Below are 18500 nucleotides of genomic sequence, written 5' to 3' on the forward strand. Positions count from 1 at the left end.
GTGAAGATTTACCGAAAACTTTGGCCATATTTGGCAAAATACAAATACAGACTGAGCCTTGGAGTTTTTCTGTCTATATTTGTTTCTATTTTTAACGGGGCTTCGCTTACTTCCCTGATCCCAATTTTTGATTCTTTAGGCACTGGGGAAAATTACAAATTCCAAATCGCCCTCACAAAAAAAGACCAAAACCTTTTAAGTGAACACCAAAGTCCGAATCAGTTGAGTGGACTAACGTACTGGGAATGGCAGTTTGCGAATCTCAAAGAAAAGACCAATGCAGAACTCGCTGAAAAAAAACCAGACGATTTGGTATATTTATTTTGTCTGATCATCTTACCGATTTATTTTCTAAAACTCCTTTGCCTTGCGGGAACAGTTTATTTTGTCAATTCAGCAGGGTTACTTGCCGTAAAAGACTTACGCCAAGCTTTGTATAAAAAATTGCAAGTACTGCCCTTAAATGAATTTTACCGTGAGAAAACCGGTGTCCTAATGAGTCGGGTCATCAATGACGTAGATATTGTTGGAAAAGTGGTTTCGAATGATTTAAAAGATGCCATCAATGACTTTTTTTATATAATAACACATTTAATCATCTTACTTGTGTTAAGTTGGAAATTATTCTTTTTACTTTTTATTGTGATCCCACTGATTGTAGGTCCCGTAAGTACATTTGCAGACCGAATTCGGAGGACTACGAAAAACCAACAAGAGCAATTGTCGGAATTAAATGGTGACTTACAAGAAGTGATCTCTGGCATCCGTGTGATTCGTGCTTTTTCAATGGAAGACAAAGAAGCCGAACGTTTTTTTAAAGTGAATCAAAACCTATCAGATAAAACATTTAAAACTCACTTTTACCACCAAATTGGACCCGCATTAACAGAGTTATCTGGTTCCGTTGTGACTATGGTATTTTTAGGGATTGGTGCCTATTTACTAGAAGATGCTAGTTTTTCAAAAGGTATGTTCATTGCCTTTTTTCTTACATTGATTTTTCTCATGCGTCCACTCAAACAAATGAGTATTTTGGTAAATTTGATCCAAGCTTCTGTCATTGCGAGTGACCGAGTCTTTGAAATCCTCGGCCGTGATGTTGACATCCAAGAACCAGCGAGTCCAAATCCATTGGGAAGTTTAACGAAAGGGATTGAATATAAAAATGTAACTTATCTTTACCCTAATACTGATTTATATGCACTTAAAAATATCAATTTAACCTTACCAAAAGGTGGAACCATCGCGATTGTTGGGTCTTCCGGTGCCGGCAAATCAACGTTAGTGGATTTATTGCCTAGACTCATTGATCCTACTGACGGAGGGATCTATTGGGATGGTGTGAATGCTAAGGACTTGAGTTTAGATAACCTGCGTAAACGAATTGGCGTAGTTTCTCAAAACATTTTTTTATTTAATGGATCCATTCGTGAGAATATCGCATTCGGAAAACCGAATGCCACTGAAGAAGATATTAGAAGAGCAGCCGAAGATGCCTTTGCTTCCGAATTCATTGAATCTTTTGAAGAAGGATATGATACGATCGTGGGTGAGAGGGGAGTGATGTTATCAGGTGGTCAAAGGCAAAGGATCTCCATTGCCCGCACTTTACTTGCCAATCCGGAAGTGCTCATTTTAGATGAAGCAACATCTGCCTTGGATACAGAATCGGAAAGATTGATCCAACAAGCCTTTGTTCGATTGTATGAAAACAAAACTGTCATCATCATTGCACACCGTCTATCAACAGTTAAAATTGCAGATACCATCTATTATTTGGAAAATGGAGAAATTGTGGAGAGTGGAAGTCATACTGAACTTTTACAAAATGCAAATTCCAAATACAAACGATTGTATGATATGCAATTTTCTAATTCAAATTGAGTGGAGCCATTCCATTCCAGAAAACAGATGAGATTCATACCAACGAAGTCAAATCTCTAAACTTATTTATGCCAAGCGGCTTGTTCCACAATTTGGACAAAATTTTGCATTGGGAACCGGAACAAAAGAGCCACAATTGGCACAAGTCCAGTTCTCATTGATTTTTGGCTCTTGTACTGTAACCGTATGTTTTCTTTTTTCTGATAAATCCGATTCTACTCGTTCAAGTTCTTCAATGTAGGGAATGGATTGTGATTGGAATTCTTCTTCCGTTAATTTGCCAGAATCAAAGTCAGAACGGATGTCTCTTAAGGAATCTAATAGATTTCTTTTTTTCTCTAAAGCTGATTTGAGATGGGCATCCAATTCCTTTCCAAAAGGAGATTCATCCACTTGGAATCGGTAGTAAAACAATACAAAAGGTGCAATCAGAATGATTCCAAATAATACCGAATAGAAATATAAGAGAAAATCCATACGTTCAGAATTTGGACTTTTTATTTTTAGGCAATCTCTTTATCTTTGGTCTAAGAAGAGATTTTAGATTTATGACTGTAACCAATCCACTGATTGAAGAAAAATTAAAAACTGCCGAAGAAATTGCCCAATTATTACCAAATCACGTTACATTGGGGTGTTCTGGATTCACTCCTGCAGGGTATCCAAAACTCATACCAGTAGCTTTTGCCAAAAGGATTGAAGAAGAAAAAAAATCTGGAACCACTTTTTCTATCAATTTGTACGCAGGTGCATCCACCGGAGAAGAGTTAGATGGTGTTCTGGCAAAAACAGGCGCTTTAAAACTTAGAATTCCATACCAATCCAATTCACATTTACGGAATCTCATCAACCAAGGGGAAACGGATTTCATTGATATGCATCTTTCCCATGTGGTGAAGTACATCGAACATGGGATTTTACCAAAAATTGATGTGGCAATTGTGGAAGCAATTGATGTCACGACAGATGGGAAAATTTATTTATCTACATCTTCAGGCATGAGTGCCACATATCTAAAGAATGCAAAGTCCGTTTATATTGAGTTAACCGATACACACCCATTAGAACTAAAAAGTTATCATGATATCTATTTACCAGACCACCATTCAAAAGGTGGTCCCATCCCTATCATCCACCCCAATGATCGAATTGGTCAGCCCTATGTCCAAGTGCCCCCTGAAAAAATCAAAGGGATCGTACGTTCTAGTAAACCTGATGCTGCCACTGTCTTCAAAACACCGGATGCCGATTGCCAAAATATTGCTGCTCATGTATTGGAATTCATCCAACACGAAATTACAATGGGAAGGATTCCAAAAGAATACTTACCTTTCCAAAATGGTGTCGGTAATATCGCAAATGCAGTTCTATCAAGTATGGCGAAAGATCCAAATTTCCATGCAATTCAAATGTACACGGAAGTGGTGCAAGATTCTGTTTTTGATTTGATTGATGCAGGGAAATTAGAAATTGCTTCCACTTCTGCACTCACCTTTTCTGAGTTAGGTTTGAAACGTTTCCATGGAAATATTTCAAATTGGAAATCTAAATTTATCATTAGGCCTCAAGAAATTTCAAACCATCCTGAAGTGATTCGGCGAATGGGTCTTATCGCTATGAACACGGCAATCGAAATCGATATTTATGGAAACGTAAATTCAACACATGTCATGGGAACATCGATGATGAATGGAATTGGTGGATCTGGTGACTTCACTCGGAATTCTCACCTTAGCATTTTTATGACACCTTCACTTGCCAAAGAAGGAAACATTTCAGCCATTGTTCCAATGGTTTCCCATACAGACCATAACGAACATTCTACGATGATTTTTGTCACCGAAAATGGATTGGCTGATTTACGAGGATGCCCACCAAAAAAACGTGCAGAACTCATCATCGAAAAATGTGCTCATCCTATTTACAAAGATAAACTTCGTGCTTATTATGAAACGGCGCTCAAGGTTTCTAAAGGGAAACACACTCCCCATGATTTGGAAAATGCTTTGTCTTGGCATGTACAATTTTTGAAAACAGGAAGTATGAAGTGATAGCTGTTATTGGATCTGGGATTACAGGTTTAACTGCTTCTTGGGCATTGAATCAATTTCGCGAAGTCACACTATATGAAAAACATCCTGAAATTGGAATGGCAGCATTTGGCGCAAAACAAATGATTGGCGGTACGGAAGTTGAATTTGATATCCCATTTCGAACCATCAAAAAAGATTATTATCCCACTTTATTTCAAGTTTACGATCGGGTTGGGATAGAAACGAAGGTAGTTGATTATTCTTTCCGTGTGGATTCAAATAATGAATCAGTGTTTGGTTTTTTTTCCAAAAATATATTAGGGTTTCATATTGGAATTCCAACTTCAGAAGTTTTTTTATCCAGCAAGGGGCGAACAATTTTCTCCGACTTACTTAAGTTTTATGCGAATGCAAAAGCAGATTGGAAAAACGAAAATCCAAACATCACGATTTTGGATTTTTTAAAACGGTATAATTATTCCAAGGAGTTTATTTACGAGTTTTTGTTACCAACTTTTGCACTGGTCAATACATGTAAAACAGAGACGGTTGCTCTTTATCCTGCGGAAACCATCATTGGGTATCACTCAAGAGGTTATTCATACACCCCTCAAGAAACCGCAAAATTTGGCACGCGGGACATTGTGAATCGAATGACAAAGGGACTGCAACACCTCCACTTAAATGCAAAGATCCAACAAATTGTCAAAAAAGGGACAAAGACCATCATCCAATTTGAATCAGAAGAAAAAGAATTCGAACATGTGATCCTTTCAACCCAAGCGAACCAAGCCTACCATTTATTAGGCAATGGATTTGAATTAGAAAAAGAAATTCTTTCTGAGTTTCGTTATGAATCAAGTGATGTAGTTTTGCATACTGACTCTAGTTATTTTAAAAATCCAAATGTATCACTTGTGTTTAACATTCGCGAAGGGTATGATAAACCTGAAGTAACTTTAGATTTAGGCCGGATCATCCCAGAGTTACAAGGCAAAAAAGTATTCCAAACATGGAACCCCCACAAACTCCCACAAGAGAGTGATATTTTGAAACTTGCCAAATTTGAAAGGCCTGTAATGGATGATAGGACTCGGGTGGCAATCGAAAGAATTTCAACTCTCCATGCGAATCCGCATTGTAAGTTATGGTTATGTGGTTCCTATTCGTTGTATGGAATTCCTTTATTAGAAGCAGGTGCTAAATCTGCATTACAAGTGATTGCAAACATTTTAAACAAGTCGGTAAGTGATATCATCAGTCACCAAAACTAATTTCAGTTTGGTTTCAAAGCAACTAAGTAGTGGTAAGTGAGTCCAAGGGATTTCATGGTCGTTTTAAGTAGGGTGCCGAAAAGTCGCAAAGACAAATTCATCGATTTCGAGTTTTGGATGAAACCGTGGATGACAGGTTCCGTCCAATCTAAGTTTTTTTCAATTGTAAAACCTGTTCTTTCGAGTGTTTGAATACAGACCTCATTCGTTTTGATTTCGTTAGGTGGAATTAAAAATAAATGTAACAAGGAAAGAAAATTATATGCGTTTTCTTTTTCTAAATTGAATGCATTCAACACAAGTTTTCCACCTGGTTTTAAGACACGAAATGACTCTTGGTAAAACTCGATCGTGTTTTTGAAATGATACGCTGCATCCACTGAAAAAACATAATCATAAAAATTTGAAGGTAAGGATGTGATTGTTTCCCAACTTCCCTCAAGAAATGGTTCTATTACCATCTCCCTTTGACGAAACAATCCTTTGGCGAAGTTTGATTGTTCTCCTCTCAAATTGATGGCAGATAGTTTTTGGGGATTAAAATGATCCTTCCAGTAGACAAGGCTACCCCCAAGCCCAGAGCCAACTTCTAAAATCGAGGAATTATCTTTTAACTCACAGTGTTTGGCAAATTCAGATAAAAATTGGATGCCAGCTACTTTGTATTCGGTGGCACCTGTCCAATACCCAAAATTGGAAACAAAGTAAGGAGGGTTTTGCGAAAGTTCTGAAACAGGGGATGTAGAAAATGGGAAGGGTGTCATTTTTTTTACTTGAAAGAATTATATACCCTAGCGGGTATGTAGGAATGGCAGTTTCTGAAAACCAAACCAAACTCATCCACCGCATCAATCGCATCCAAGGTCAGTTGGAAGCGATCAAAAATACCATCGTAACAGAGGAACAAGACTGCGAAAAAGCAATCCTCCTCCTGAAAGCCGCCCACCAGGCCATGAAAAAGTTCGGTGAGGCTTACATCCATGAATATATGGATACCTGTTTCAAAGAAAAGAAGTCCACTCAAAACATCGAAGCAGACGTAAAAAAAGCAATTTCCGCCGCATTCTCTCTCTAAATTCGTTTTTCCTCTCTTAAAACCTCAATAAAAATCCTTGCCATATATACCCCATAGGGTATATATGGCTTTAGGCTATATACTATAGGGGGTATGGTAATGTTCTTGGCATCTACAAAAACATGGTATTTGGAGAGATTGGTATTTCTCATTGCTGGTGTGTTCAGTTTGGTAGGGGTAACACTTGGAACCTATGTTTCTTCTTGGTGGTATCTTTTGAATTTACTCGTTGGTTTGAACTTGGTGGTGTTTTCTACCATTGGTTTTTGTCCCATGGCAATTCTTTTGAACAAACTTGGTGCAACACCAAAGGTAAGGGACTAATCCAATGAAACGTTTCATCAGCTTTTTATTCCTCGTTACACCAATTTATCTTTCTGCTGAAGGAGTTGGTTTTAATGAACTTTGGAAACGAATTGAAGAAAACTCATCAGCTAGAAAATCCAAATATTTGGAATGGAAAGCTGGTGAAATAGCAAAGGACAGATCCGACAAACATTGGTTACCTCGAGTGTATGCAGATCTAAGAACCTTTCAAACAAACGATCCAACACTCAACTTTATGGGAAAACTTAGCCAAAGGAGTGCAACAGATGCCGACTTTTCCACCGCGTCCACTCGTACTAGACCTGGCAATTTTTTAGATTCGAATAACCAACCGTATACGACGCTCAATGCTGATACGATGAATCTGTTTGCAAAGGATACTCTCAATTATCCTGGGAGCCACCAGTATTCACGGGGTACTCTTGGGATGGACTTACCATTGTATGAAGGTGGTTCTGGAAAAACCTTTGCTGCGATGAATGAAAAAAGAAGTACAGGGTTGAAATTTGAATGGTTGGCCATTCGTGACCGAGAGTTTGCGCAAGCCGGTTTTTATTACCGTGCGATTCAAACTTTATATGATTATCAAAAGAGACTGGAACAAATCAAAAAAATTGAAAGTCGATTCCAATCGAATTATTCTTTAGGTAATAAAGGAAACCCAGTTGGATATGCGGGATACCTTGCATTAAAATCAATCAAAAATCAGATCTCAGTTCTTGAAAAACAATCAGAACTACAAATAGGCGATTATAAAGAAACACTATTTGTATTGTCTGATGTTCCATCGACAGAACTCGAGATTGTAGAATCGGATCTGAATGTATTTTTAGATACCTATTTCAAAAGGCCCACTGGTTATGAAAGATCCAATCAGATGAATGCACAGATCAAGTATGCGGAAGGGGAAAAATTAAAAGCAGAAATGGAGATGGCAAAATTTTTACCGAAGGTAGGAGCCTATTCAGAAGCATACGGGTACCAAGGGAGTCGAAATATTTCCAATGCATACCAAGCAGGTGTGTATTTGCAAATGAATCTTTATAATCCTAAAGATATTGGTGCTGTTGATGAAGCAAAATTAAATGCAGAGGCAGCACTGAAAAAAATTGAAGAAAAAACAAAAGAAGAAGAAGCCCATGTAAAGTCTCTTATCCAAAAAGAAATCACATTGAAAGAAAGTTTGGAAATCATTAGAGAAACTTTGAAATACCAAGAAGAGCAAGTATCAAACATGCAAAGGTTATTCCAAAGTGGGGCTATCAACGCACTTCAATTTGCAGAAACACTCAATAAATCATTAGAGTTATCACGTGTCTTAATGGAATCAGAGATTGCTTTATTACAAGTGAGAACAGAAGTTTCGATATTTTCAAAAAAGGAAGACAGAAATGAAACCATTGGAAGAAATTAGAGCCGGTTTTGCAGGAAAACTTGCAGAAACATTTTTACATTCACAGCTAACACCCGTCATTGCGATTGCGAGTTTGGTACTCGGTTTATTTGCTGTTTATCTCACTCCCAAAGAAGAGGAACCTCAGATTTCGGTTCCTATGATTGATATCCAAATCCCAAGCCCTGGTTTTTCACCTGAAGAAACAGAACGTAAAGTAACGGAAACTGTGGAAAGAGCCGTTTGGGGACTCGAAGGTGTGGAATACATTTATAGCACAAGTAAATGGCATGGAAGTTATATTACGGTTCGATTCAAAGTGGGTGAACCAATAGAGCCTTCTCTTGTGAAAATCCATCACAAACTCATGGAAGCAAAAAACATCCTTCCAAGGAATACTTTAACACCAATCGTAAAATCATTTTCAATTGATGATGTTCCTTTCCTTGCTCTCAGTTTTAGTTCAGAAACATTGAATGATTATGAGCTTCGCCAAAAAGTAGCACCTCTTGCTAGAGAATTATCCTCAACACCCGATTTAGCAAGTGTGCAAATGTTAGGTGGACTTAAAAAAACGATTCGCGTTAAAGTAGATCCAAACTTATTAAGCAGATATGGTGTGACTTCCATCGAAGTTGCGGAAAGTTTAAAACAAAATGATGCCTTAATCCCTGCTGGAAAAAATTGGTCTTCGGAATCTGTCTTTGATATGGAAGTGGGTGGGGTATTAAAAAATATAGCAGATGTGAGACGACTCCCAGTTGCCCAACGTGGGGGACGGGTGGTTCGCATCCAAGATTTGGCAATAGTGGAAGAGGGACCCGAAGAAAGGACAAGATCTTCTATACTTTATGACAAATCGATTGGAGAAACAAAACGAAATGCAGTAACAATTGTTTTTGCCAAACGAAAAGGTACAAATGTAGTGAACCTCTCGAAGGACCTTATCGAAAGGGCAGAACTTTTCCAAAAAGATTTACCAAAAGAAATCAGCCTTAGTATCATTCGTGATTACGGTAGCACTGCAGAAGACAAATCCCATGAACTCATTGAACATTTGCTCATTGCAACCATCTCTGTGACCATCCTCATTGCCCTTTGGATGGGATGGCGATCCGCCCTCGTTGTTGCCATTGCGATCCCTGTCACACTTGCTCTTACATTAGCGATTTATTACTTCCTTGGATACACACTGAATCGTGTGACTCTATTTGCTTTGATTTTTTCCATAGGGATCCTTGTCGATGATGCCATTGTCGTGGTTGAAAACATTGAAAGGCATTTGGAAGAAAATCCCAAACTTGGGATCATTCGGGCAACTCTTATCGCAGTTTCTGAAGTGGGAAATCCAACGATCCTTGCCACCTTTACTGTGATTGCCGCGATTCTTCCCATGGCTTTTGTTCGTGGACTTATGGGTCCTTATATGAAACCCATCCCTGTAGGGGCAAGCCTTGCCATGATTTTATCTCTTATCGTTGCTTTTGTGATCACTCCTTGGGCATCCGTAAGATTATTAAAAGAACCAAACCACCATTCTGAAACCGAAGTAGGACATCAAGTATCCAAACTTGACCAACTCTATATCAAATTCACCAACTGGCTGTTAGGTACAAAAAAGAATGCGAGTGTCTTTGGAGCGATCACCATTGGACTCCTTGTTGTATCCATGGCGTTTGTTGCATTCAAATGGGTAAAAGTAAAAATGTTACCCTTTGATAACAAAGAAGAGTTCCAAGTCCTCGTCGACTACGAACCAAAAACAACATTGGCAGAGAGTATGGCACAGTCAGAAGGTCTCGCAAAAACCCTCTTACAAAATTCCAATGTGGAAAAAATCCAAATCTTTGGAGGAGAAGCTGCTCCCTTTTCGTTTTCAGGAATGGTGAAACACTCTTTCCTTCGTAATTTAGATTCGATGAATGACTTACAAATCATTTTAAAAAACAAAAACGATCGTAAGGAATCAAGCCATGAAATCATTGAGTCCCTAAGAAGTGAAATCAAATCCTTTGGGGAAACTCATCATGCGGTCACAAAGGTTTTAGAAATCCCTCCTGGTCCTCCCGTCATGGCAACGATGGTGGCAGAAGTGTATGGCCCATCTGCTTCTGAACGAAAGAAAGTAACCGAAGAAATTTACCAAATTTTCAAAGAAGAACCAAGTGTAGTTGATTTGGATACTTCCCTTCGTAATGGAAGGCCAAAGATGGTTTACCCCATTGATTTTGAAAAGTCAGGACTTTTTGGAATCAAAACCTCTGCCCTTGCTTACACGGGTAATATCTTATTTTCAGAGTCACCTCTTGTGAGTTTGGCGACGGCAAAAGAACCGGAAGAAGTTTCCATAAATCTTTCTGTGAAACAAAATGTTCGTAGTTCCAAGTCTCCGTTCCAAAACCAAAACATCATGTCAATGGAATCGGGAGTCGTGTCTTCCGAACGAGTCTTAGGGAGTCCATACATCGAAGAAGATCGGGCACTTTTTCGTAAAAACCTAAAACCAGTCAATTATGTGATGAGTGAACTTTCAGGCGAAGAAGAAGCACCCGTCTATGGTATGTTAAAACTGGCTCCAAAAATCAAATATGAAACACAAACAGCCGATGTGCCCTGGAACACAACGAAACCTGTGATCAAATGGGACGGAGAATGGTTTATCACCTATGAAGTGTTCCGCGATTTAGGGGGAGCCTTTGCGGTGGTGATCCTTCTCATCTATGTATTGGTGCTTGGATGGTTTAAAAGTCACACGGTTCCCCTTATCATTATGGCACCAATCCCTATCTCGCTCATTGGGATTTTACCCGGCCACTGGGTCATGGGTGCTTATTTCACAGCTACTTCGATGATTGGATTCATTGCTGGTGCGGGGATCATTGTTCGTAACTCCATCATCCTCGTTGATTTCATCGAAGGCGAAATCAAAAAGGGAGTCGAATTGAAGGAAGCAGTGGTACATGCAGGTGTGGTCAGGTTTCGGCCTATGTTACTCACAGCATCTGCAGTAGTGGTTGGTTCCTTTGTGATGTTATTTGATCCCATCTTCCAGGGACTTGCCATCTCACTTATGTTTGGTGAGATTGCAGCGACAGTGCTAAGTCGATTTGCAGTGCCAGTACTTTACTACTGGTTCATTGGTAAATCAAGGACAGGTGTGATCAAACACGGATAAAAAAAGTATTTCATACAAAGAAAACGTTTCATTCAACAAAAAAAGCTGAAGGTTCCCCTTCAGCTTCTCAAATGAAAACCCATCATACTTGTTTAGGTGGGTTTTTTTAAACCTACGATTATCTTGTTCCTTCGTTTTTGATTTCACTATGGTTCTTATACAAACCAGTTGCTGTAAGAGAAGGTGCTCTCACGTGACCAGTGTATTGTGTATAAGTAGTGCTACCGCTAACGATGGAAGATTGGCATTTGTCGAGTCCACCTGCACGGTTGTATCCGCAAGCAGAATGGTAAGCCACTGCATAATCATCTTCACCTGGAAGGATAGCAGATGGTCCAAACGCACCCTTGTAACCAGGTACATGGTGGATCTGAATCCCCGCCGTGTTATTATGGTTAAACGCACCACGAGCTGTGGATACGATGAGTGACTTGTCCATTGCATTCCCACCAAATCCGAATGTAGCGCCATTCTGAGCGGATGCAAGTTCCGATCCACCAGAAGCAGCTGCGAGAGCAGTCACTTTTGTTAGATTGAAACCCTTTGCAGATGCAGTGGATCCCAAATTCGCCAACCAAAACTCAATGGCATAACAACCTGCAGAGTGGCATACGACTTTGCAAGAGTTTGCACCTTTGCAATAGTTAGTAAGACCTGTGGAGATGTTCGTTTGGGCCCTTGCGGTTCCGTACGTTCTTGGATCTGTGGTTCCATCGTAACCGATGAAAATTTTAGATCCAGAAACAGTATTCGCAGAGGTTCCCCAATACGAATTCACGTCACTTGTGCCCACGCCATTGTGGTTTTTATCTGATTTTCCGTGGATGAACACGGTGTAGGTTTGTGCACTGAGTGATCCTGCGAGGAGGAACGCTAGTACAGTTGTGATGGTGCTTCGCATATTTTTTCCCTTTCCTGATTTTCTTTCTTTATGCACAAATTCCACAAATAAGTCAATTGTGTCAAATTGAATTATAGTGAGGCAAAAAAAAAGACCAGCCAATTCGGCTGGTCTCGTACTCACATCTACTGAGATTGTAGTTGGGAGTTTAGATCCGATTCTATCGGTATCCTTCTTTTTTGATTTCGCTGTGGTCGAGGTAAAGACCAGTTGCTGTTAAGGAAGGAGCTCTGTAATGCCCACTGTATTGAGTGTAAGTTACATTGGAGTTAAATGGCCAAATTCCTTCACTTTGTGTAAGAGAGGATTGGCATTTGTTAAGGCCACCTGCTTTGTTGTAACCACAAGAAGAGTGGTAAGCAACTGCATAATCATCTTCCCCAGGAAGGATTGCCGAAGCACCAATCAATCCTTTGTAACCAGGTACGTGGTTTACAGCAACACCACCGGTGTTGTTATGATTGAAGGCACCACGAGCAGTGGATACGATAAGGGACTTGTCCATTGCGTTTCCAGCGAAACCAAATGTAATGCCGTTAAGTGCAGAAGCAAGTTCCGATCCACCAGAAGCAGCTGCAAGAGCCGTTACTTTTGTTAGGTTAAAACCTTTTGCAGATGCAGTAGAACCTAAGTTAGACAACCAATACTCGATCGCATAACAACCAGCAGAGTGGCAAACGATTTTACAAGAGTTTGCGCCCTTGCAGTAGTTTGTGAGTCCTGTGGAAATATTTGATTGGGCCCTTGCCGTTCCGTACGTTCTTGGATCAGAAGTTCCATCGTAACCGATGAAAATTTTAGACCCAGAAACAGTACTAGTGGATGAACCCCAGTATCCGTTTACGTCTGTTGTTCCCACACCATTGTGGTTTTTGTCCGACTTACCGTGAATGAACACGGTATAGGTTTGTGCACTAAGCGATCCCGCTACCAGGAACGCAAGTATTGTTGTGATTGAGCTACGCATCTCTATTTTCCTTTTCCTTTCTTTCAATGATTCCTAAAATTTATCTCCAACCTTCTGTTTTGATCTGACCATGGTCTAGATACAATCCAGTGGAAGAAACAGAGGGAGCACGGTAGTGTCCACTGTACTGTGTGTAGGTTCTGTTAGAACCAAATGGCCAGAGGCCTTCGTATTGTGTAAGAGACGATTGGCATTTGTTTAAGCCACCTGCACGGTTGTAAGCGCAAGAGGAGTGATATGCCACTGCGTAATCATCTTCCCCAGGAAGGATTGCTGAGGCACCAAACATCCCTTTGTATCCAGGCACATGGTTTACGGCAACGCCACCTGTGTTGTTATGATTGAATGCACCACGAGCTGTTGTGACAATGAGGGACTTATCCATGGCGTTTCCACCAAAACCAAACGTAATTCCGTTTAAAGCATTTGCAAGTTCTGATCCACCAGAAGCCGCTGCAAGTGCTGTGACTTTTGAAATGTTGAATCCTTTTGCGGAAGCAGTAGAACCTAAGTTAGACAACCAATACTCGATTGCATAACAACCGGCTGAGTGGCAAACGATCTTACAGGTTTTCCCCGCTTTGCAATAGTTTGTGAGCCCAGTGGAAATATTAGTTTGGGCACGGGACGATCCGTACGTTCTTGGGTCAGTGGTTCCATCATAACCGATAAAAATACGGTTCCCACTCACAGAGTTCACTGAGGAACCCCAATAGCTATTTACATCTGTGGTTCCAATTCCGTTATGATTCTTTCCTGATTTTCCGTGGATGAAGATGGTGTATGACTGCGCGCTGAGTGTGCCGGCCAGAAGTAAAGTGGTGATTGTTGTGAGAAGTGTTCGCATTGTCATTTCCTAATCCAATTGGTGTTTCCTTTGTTGTATAAGTTTGGCAAAAGTTTGACAAGAAATTTTTTGCCTAATTTCGACAGGAAATTAACATATTTTTGCCATTGTCGCTGATTTCATGACAAAGTTACGAGAAAAATCCTAGGAATTTGCTAGGGGTAGGGTGATGGTGAAGAGGGTTTTGCCAGGTTGGCTTTCGACAGAGAGTGTGCCATTGTGGTTTTCGATGATTTTTTGAACGATGGAAAGACCGAGCCCTGTTCCCATTCCCAATTCTTTGGTTGTGAAAAAAGGTTCAAAAATCCTCGGTAAGATCTCGGGTGGGATTCCCTTTCCATTATCTTCGATCTGGATGATGGCATTTGTCTGGGATTGTCGTAATGAGATTTGGATCCGGCCATTTTCGCTGGGACAGGCTTGGAAGGAATTGTAAATCAAATTGGTCCAAACTTGGATGAGTTCGTCCGCATGACCAAACACCAAAGGGTCTCCTTCATGCACCCAATCAATTTCCACATGGGGTTTCCAACTTTTGGAGTACATACTGAGAACCGATTCCATTCCTTCTTTGATGGAAAGGATTTTTTGGTTTTCTTTGGGTCCCGAATAGGAGCGGTGTTTCAAAGCGAATACGATTTTGGAAGCACGTTCGACAGCTGTTTCAATGATACCCAGATGGAACCGTACAACATGTTCGTTTAACCGAGTCTGAAACATCTCTCTTCCTTCGTGAGTATCAAATAGATGTAAATACTCATCTGGAATCGTTTCAATGTGAAAGTCGAAACAAGTATCAGCCAATGAAACTGGATCCGGGATTTGTTTTGCCCGAAAGAATTGTGTCAACTCTCGTTTCCGTTTGAATCGGGAAGTGACTTCAGAACGTTTTTGGTTTTTGAATTCGGCAATCAATTGGTCGGCTTGGATTTCTAAATTGGAAAGTGATTCTTTTTCTTCCGAAAATTGGCTGTCTCTGATGAATTGAATGCTCCCTTTGATGGCGGCGAGTGGGTTATTGATTTCGTGAGCAACACTTGCTGCAATTTTTCCAAGAGTGGACATTCGTTCTGCATGTAAAAGTTGTTCCTGAGTGTCTCTGAGTTCTAAGATGGTATTGTTGAGTGAAACGGTTCGTTCTTCGATTTTTTGTTCCAGTTGGAACCTTGCTTCTCTTACAATAGATATCATATCGTTAAAACTCTTGGAAAGTTCACCGATTTCATCTTTACTTGTCACTTCTACAGAAACAAATAAATCCCCTGATTGCATCCTACGAATTCCGGAAAGTAACCTTGTGAGAGGATAGACAATACTCGTTTTGTGTAAAACTGGATATAACATAAAGATAGTAAAAATAGAAAATAAAAGTGTGATGATTAGCCATACAACCGTTTGGTGAACTTTGTGTCTGTATTCAAGGTAAGGAATTGCGATTAAAAAATGATGGTTTTTTGCATAAAAATCGGAAGTCCAATAGATGCCTGAAGGTAAATTCGAAAATGTTTCTACTTTAAATTCCTCATACGAAGGAATTCTATTTTTTAGTTTTTGAATATCGTTGATTGGAAAACTGATTTTGTTGATTCTAAAATTGTTTTCCTGCATATCGATGACTAAATCGGTTAGATATACAAATGGATAGACATTGCCTAACTCTAATTGGGTTTTGATATTATGTTTTTCTCGGCTCATCTCATTTTGGATATCAATCCTAAAACGATTGAATAAAAAATTCGCCACAATGGACAAAATCAAATACAAAATCGTTAGGTTAAATGTCATGATTTTGAATCCAACCGAAGAAGGTACTGTCTCTTGGTTTAAAGAAACGAGTACAAGGATTGTCATAATGATAATGGTTAAGTTTGTTAAAATAAAAAGATATGTAGGTTTACTAACATAATTTAAATCCACAAGGATATCAGCAAATGCTAATGTAAGAATCCCAAAAATAGCGACGATAAATCCTGCTGTTGCTTTTTTTTGGATCCCTTCTAATCTCTTATACTTCATAAATAATGAAATCAAAGTGTTGATTAAAATGATACAAAGTGCGATGGCGATCGATAAAATGGAAAGGCGGATCCAAAGATTTGGAGAGGATTGTTCCGGCACATAAAATTCCATTTTAGGATCAAATAGAATCCTTCTTTGGAAAAATCCGATGGCATTGATGACTCCTGCAAAGATTGCAATACCAGATTGGATTTGAAAACTTCGTAACCTCCATTTGGGAAACAAATCTTTTTGAAAACAAAATGCCAAATTTGAGGTACTAACTCCTAACAGTAAGATGGCGGGATTTTTTAAAAAAACAAAAACATAAGCAGTGAGTGGGCTTAAAAAAGAGTTACAAACGGACCACGCGATGGACCAAAAAAATAAACTGAGAAGGGGGATCAGGAGGCCACGAAAACTAGGGGTCAGTTCCTCTTTCCTAGAGCGAAAGTAAATATAGGCAATCCCACTCACCAAACTGAGCCCAAAATAAAAGAAACTGTATAGGTTGAGCGAAGGGACCAAGCCCATCCAGATATACCGAAAAATGCAGTTTCGGCAAGCATTTCCCTTTGGGTTCTCAAATTCCGTTGTGCGGCGCACAAATTTTCCCTTGCCACGGGAGCGGCATCCCGGAAACTGGCCTTATTGTGCGATGCACAATAAGGAGACAACCAGTCACCATGCGAAAATCAAATCCTTACCCAAAAATTTTCACTGGAATCTTAGTGATTTTCCTCTTTTTCTTTGAATCTTATGGCAAATTGGATTCGATAGGGAACAACACCGGGAACCAAAGCGATAAACGGAAATTGGAATTTCTCATCGCAAAAAATCGACCAAACCTCTCTGAAAAAGAGAGAAACCAATTGGTAAAGGCCACTTTGAGGGCATCGCAAATCTTACAATTCCCAAAAAGGAACCATATTTCCTATGTGCCCCGAGTGGATCGTTTGGGTTTTCTTGTGGGTCTCATCCAAACAGAATCACAATTCCACACTCGTGCAAAATCCCATAAAGGTGCACTTGGGCTTATGCAAGTGATGCCTGAAACGGCAAAGTGGCTTGCGAAAAAAGAAGGGATTTCCTTTTCCCAAACGAACGAACTGTATGAACCAGAAACCAATCTTTTACTTGGTGTTCTTTATTTAAATTACCTTATGGAACGAACTGATTCACTCGAAGCGACTCTGTTAGCTTATAATGCAGGACTTGGAGGATATAAACGATTTGGTGGAGTACCCGCTTATTCACGAACAGTATACAAATACTATAATGAATGGAAAGACATGCCAATCCCACACGAGATTCCAATTTCTGAAACGTTGGCAAGTCTCATTTCCATTTAAATTTTACTTTACATCGTTTCAAAACCGAAAAGGCTCTTAACCGTTTTACAAAAGAAAAGGAAGGGAGCGTATGGATTTATTTCGTAGATACGGATTGTATCTAATTATTGTTATACTGGTGGTTGTAGGTTTATTTTTTTATTTTTCAGGTGATGGTTTTGGAACTGATTCCGATTCCAAAGAAAAAAAAAGACAAGAAAGAATGGCCAGTAGTTCTGATCCAACGCAAGGTTATGAATCAGGTGGGGAAAATGGTGGTGGCAGTGATGGGATTCCTGATGATGGGGCAACACCGGAATTCATATTAGAAAAATATATGGAATGGGCAGAATACCCACCATATTCAAGACCAATGTCCATTCTGAATCACGACTTGGCATTTCCTTTCATCATTGAAACATCGCCTGATTATACAATCGATGCAAAAACGAACGAACCAACAGGATACGTATGTTTGTTCCAACCAAAAACTTGGGCTGTCATTGGTAACAAAGACATGATGTATGTTACCTTAGAATGCCGTGACAAATCTAGAAATCGAGTCAAAGTATCGATCGACTCTCACCAAGTGTTCAAAGAATGGGAAGGACAACGTTACGGTGTCGTCAGTGCTTCTGTGAATGATAATGGAACTGATGGTGACCAAACAAGAGGGGACAATATACACACGTTCTCTTGGAAACCACAAAAAGCTGATTGGGGGCAAATGTCACTTGTCACAGACATTACCTATGGTCCTGAGAACTTAAAAACAACGTTAACCTCTAGTTTTTTTTCCAGTCCATCAATCCCTGCAGAGTTTAATGGTGTGTTTACTGATTCCTTACAAGACGGTTCTCTTATCGTTAAAGCAGTGGTGAATGTTTATAAAAAAGGTAAATACCATTTGGAAGCAAACCTAAAAGATGAAAAAAATGGAGAGTACATCGCCTACGCGGTGTATGATGGTGATTTGGTATCTGGTTCAAATGAAGTTGAATTTACTTTTTTTGGTAAAATCTTACGTGATAAAGACTTAGATGGTCCTTACATTGCAACATCATTTCGTGGTCACCGAGTGAATTTACCAATTGATCCTGAGTGGTTCAACCAAGGTGCAGAAGGGCTTCGTAAAATCCAAGCCGCGAAAACAACGGAACCCGACAGAGAGTTAGTGTTACCTTACAAAGAGGAATACAAAACTAAGTTTTACAAAGTAGAATCCTTTTCGAATGCAGCTTGGGATTCCAGTGACAAACAAAATCGGATTCGTCAAATCAAAGCATTACAATAAA

At 39.6% G+C, this 18500-nt stretch carries 15 protein-coding genes; 9 read left to right on the forward strand and 6 right to left on the reverse strand.

The features are described 5' to 3' along the window. The gene (locus LEP1GSC202_RS09755) at nucleotides 1-1884 is read left to right on the forward strand and encodes an ABC transporter ATP-binding protein (RefSeq protein ID WP_015676431.1); all 1884 of its coding nucleotides are present in this window, start codon (nucleotides 1-3) and stop codon (nucleotides 1882-1884) included. A 66-nt stretch (nucleotides 1885-1950) separates the two neighbouring features. On the opposite strand, the gene LEP1GSC202_RS09760 is transcribed toward LEP1GSC202_RS09755, so the two are convergent. Beyond that, a complete protein-coding gene (locus LEP1GSC202_RS09760; protein ID WP_015676862.1) occupies nucleotides 1951-2361 on the reverse strand; it encodes a zinc ribbon domain-containing protein in 411 nt (136 codons plus the stop codon). Between the two features lie 71 nt (nucleotides 2362-2432). Here LEP1GSC202_RS09760 and LEP1GSC202_RS09765 point away from each other — a divergent pair, with 71 nt between their 5' ends. Further along, entirely contained in the window at nucleotides 2433-3935 is a 1503-nt protein-coding gene (locus LEP1GSC202_RS09765) for a succinate CoA transferase (protein WP_015677572.1), read from the forward strand. Further along, nucleotides 3932-5191, forward strand: coding sequence for an NAD(P)-binding protein (locus LEP1GSC202_RS09770; protein WP_039928512.1), 1260 nt, complete (start codon nucleotides 3932-3934; stop codon nucleotides 5189-5191). The genes LEP1GSC202_RS09765 and LEP1GSC202_RS09770 overlap by 4 nt, the downstream gene beginning before the upstream one ends. Before the next feature lie 2 nt (nucleotides 5192-5193). On the opposite strand, the gene LEP1GSC202_RS09775 is transcribed toward LEP1GSC202_RS09770, so the two are convergent. Further along, the gene (locus LEP1GSC202_RS09775; protein WP_015676456.1) at nucleotides 5194-5955 is read right to left on the reverse strand and encodes an SAM-dependent methyltransferase; all 762 of its coding nucleotides are present in this window, start codon (nucleotides 5953-5955) and stop codon (nucleotides 5194-5196) included. A 44-nt stretch (nucleotides 5956-5999) separates the two neighbouring features. Here LEP1GSC202_RS09775 and LEP1GSC202_RS09780 point away from each other — a divergent pair, with 44 nt between their 5' ends. The 4 genes from LEP1GSC202_RS09780 (at nucleotide 6000) to LEP1GSC202_RS09795 (ending at nucleotide 11161) form a co-directional block, all read left to right on the forward strand. Then, entirely contained in the window at nucleotides 6000-6266 is a 267-nt protein-coding gene (locus LEP1GSC202_RS09780; protein WP_015677066.1) for a metal-sensitive transcriptional regulator, read from the forward strand. Nucleotides 6267-6365: 99 nt separating this feature from the next. After that, the gene (locus LEP1GSC202_RS09785; RefSeq protein WP_039928514.1) at nucleotides 6366-6590 is read left to right on the forward strand and encodes a YgaP-like transmembrane domain; all 225 of its coding nucleotides are present in this window, start codon (nucleotides 6366-6368) and stop codon (nucleotides 6588-6590) included. A 4-nt stretch (nucleotides 6591-6594) separates the two neighbouring features. Then, complete coding sequence (locus tag LEP1GSC202_RS09790; protein WP_015677541.1) at nucleotides 6595-8007, forward strand: TolC family protein; 1413 nt, start codon at nucleotides 6595-6597, stop codon at nucleotides 8005-8007. Continuing rightward, on the forward strand, nucleotides 7985-11161 hold the full coding sequence (locus LEP1GSC202_RS09795) for an efflux RND transporter permease subunit (RefSeq protein ID WP_015676797.1): 3177 nt from the start codon (nucleotides 7985-7987) through the stop codon (nucleotides 11159-11161). Before LEP1GSC202_RS09790 ends, LEP1GSC202_RS09795 begins: the two co-directional genes overlap by 23 nt. Before the next feature lie 118 nt (nucleotides 11162-11279). Here LEP1GSC202_RS09795 and LEP1GSC202_RS09800 read toward each other — a convergent pair whose 3' ends face one another. The 4 genes from LEP1GSC202_RS09800 to LEP1GSC202_RS09815 form a co-directional block, all read right to left on the reverse strand. Then, nucleotides 11280-12062 carry a hypothetical protein gene (locus LEP1GSC202_RS09800; RefSeq protein ID WP_039928737.1) on the reverse strand — a complete coding sequence of 261 codons (783 nt, stop codon included), beginning with the start codon at nucleotides 12060-12062 and terminating at the stop codon, nucleotides 11280-11282. A gap of 160 nt (nucleotides 12063-12222) precedes the next feature. Further along, nucleotides 12223-13029: a hypothetical protein gene (locus LEP1GSC202_RS09805; RefSeq protein ID WP_015676638.1), complete on the reverse strand. Its 807-nt coding sequence runs from the start codon at nucleotides 13027-13029 to the stop codon at nucleotides 12223-12225. 40 nt (nucleotides 13030-13069) lie between these two features. Then, the gene (locus LEP1GSC202_RS09810) at nucleotides 13070-13876 is read right to left on the reverse strand and encodes a hypothetical protein (RefSeq protein WP_015677239.1); all 807 of its coding nucleotides are present in this window, start codon (nucleotides 13874-13876) and stop codon (nucleotides 13070-13072) included. Between the two features lie 144 nt (nucleotides 13877-14020). Further along, nucleotides 14021-16402 (reverse strand): HAMP domain-containing sensor histidine kinase, encoded by a 2382-nt coding sequence (locus tag LEP1GSC202_RS09815; RefSeq protein WP_039928739.1) that lies wholly within the window; start codon nucleotides 16400-16402, stop codon nucleotides 14021-14023. 158 nt (nucleotides 16403-16560) lie between these two features. Here LEP1GSC202_RS09815 and LEP1GSC202_RS09820 point away from each other — a divergent pair, with 158 nt between their 5' ends. Together LEP1GSC202_RS09820 and LEP1GSC202_RS09825 are read left to right on the forward strand one after the other, a co-directional pair. After that, nucleotides 16561-17226: a lytic transglycosylase domain-containing protein gene (locus LEP1GSC202_RS09820; RefSeq protein ID WP_015677182.1), complete on the forward strand. Its 666-nt coding sequence runs from the start codon at nucleotides 16561-16563 to the stop codon at nucleotides 17224-17226. Nucleotides 17227-17296: 70 nt separating this feature from the next. Then, complete coding sequence (locus LEP1GSC202_RS09825) at nucleotides 17297-18499, forward strand: hypothetical protein (protein WP_015676782.1); 1203 nt, start codon at nucleotides 17297-17299, stop codon at nucleotides 18497-18499. Nucleotide 18500 lies beyond the last annotated feature (1 nt).

The organism is Leptospira yanagawae serovar Saopaulo str. Sao Paulo = ATCC 700523 (assembly GCF_000332475.2).
Lineage (GTDB): Bacteria > Spirochaetota > Leptospiria > Leptospirales > Leptospiraceae > Leptospira_A > Leptospira_A yanagawae.